This window comes from Psychromonas sp. (assembly GCF_983033635.1).
In genome coordinates this window covers 1-886 of record NZ_CEZLMY010000185.1, presented here as the reverse complement: position 1 = coordinate 886, position 886 = coordinate 1, and the positions used below count along the sequence as shown (strand labels likewise).

Sequence of the window (886 nt, the reverse complement as noted above, 5' to 3'; positions counted from 1 at the left end):
TAATGACATAGCCAGCAGTTTGTTTTTACGCTTTTTGCCGTCATTAAGCGCCTGGCCGTGCAGGTTAAACCAAAGTTCAATCAATTCATCTAATCGGCGGTTATCAATTTTGTCAGGCTGCCATGATTTTTGGCTCGCTTCATTTTAGGTGTACTGCTCAAAGCGCTTTGCTTCACCCTGCGTATCAAACTGCTTACGAACACGCACACCGCCGATGCCGTTAGGGCGAAAATCAGCGAGATATTTACCGTTTGGTTGTTTTCTAATTGACATGAATGACACTCTTTTTCCTGTTTTACACAGGTGTTATACAGCGTTTAAATAAAGGTTAAAAGTGCTTAACGGTGTTCTATGCGGGGATTTGTAAAATGCGGGTAAATAAAATGACGGGTGTCCCGTTTATTCTTTATCAGAGAAAGTGTAATAGCAATGTTTAGCTGTTTTTAATAATATGTTTAACACAATGATTTTAAACAGTATAAGGTATGGATGTCCTGCCTTTTATCATGCCAACCTGACTTAAAAATGCGGCGGCTACAATTGGCCCAAACCCTGGAATAGCCAACAATGCTTGATAACGCGGTTGCTGTTTACAAAGAGATTCAAGATCATTGGTTAATGATTTTATTTCAAGCGTGAGGACATTAATTTCTTCTAATAAATCATGAAGGATACGTCTCATAATCAGTGATAATTCATTGTCAGGATCTTCTAAAGCAATAGGCACTTGTTCTTTTAAGCATTTAAAGCTTTTCGCTATGGTCACACCATACTCACTGGCTAAACTCTTTAATTGATTAGCAGCAGCAAGGCGTTGATCGACTCTACTTTGTCTTATGCACCTTATCGATTTAATATCTTGAAGTTCAATCGTTTTAGTTGGAAC

Annotated in this window: 3 protein-coding genes; all 3 read right to left on the bottom strand. The window is 38.5% G+C overall.

All coding sequences use genetic code 11. The annotated features are described in order from the left end of the window. Nucleotides 1-84 (bottom strand): hypothetical protein (locus tag AC4GME_RS16285; RefSeq protein ID WP_490379782.1); only part of this gene is annotated, 84 nt, incomplete at its 3' end. Between the two features lie 60 nt (nucleotides 85-144). Then, nucleotides 145-273 carry a hypothetical protein gene (locus AC4GME_RS16280; protein WP_490379777.1) on the bottom strand — a complete coding sequence of 43 codons (129 nt, stop codon included), beginning with the start codon at nucleotides 271-273 and terminating at the stop codon, nucleotides 145-147. Between the two features lie 196 nt (nucleotides 274-469). Beyond that, on the bottom strand, nucleotides 470-886 hold a 417-nt coding region (locus AC4GME_RS16275; RefSeq protein ID WP_490379776.1), incomplete at its 5' end, for a transposase.

What these genes read in the sequence shown, in the direction of transcription:
- AC4GME_RS16280 (WP_490379777.1), bottom strand. Translation starts at nt 273, where the DNA reads ATGTCAATTAGAAAACAACCAAACGGTAAATATCTCGCTGATTTTCGC.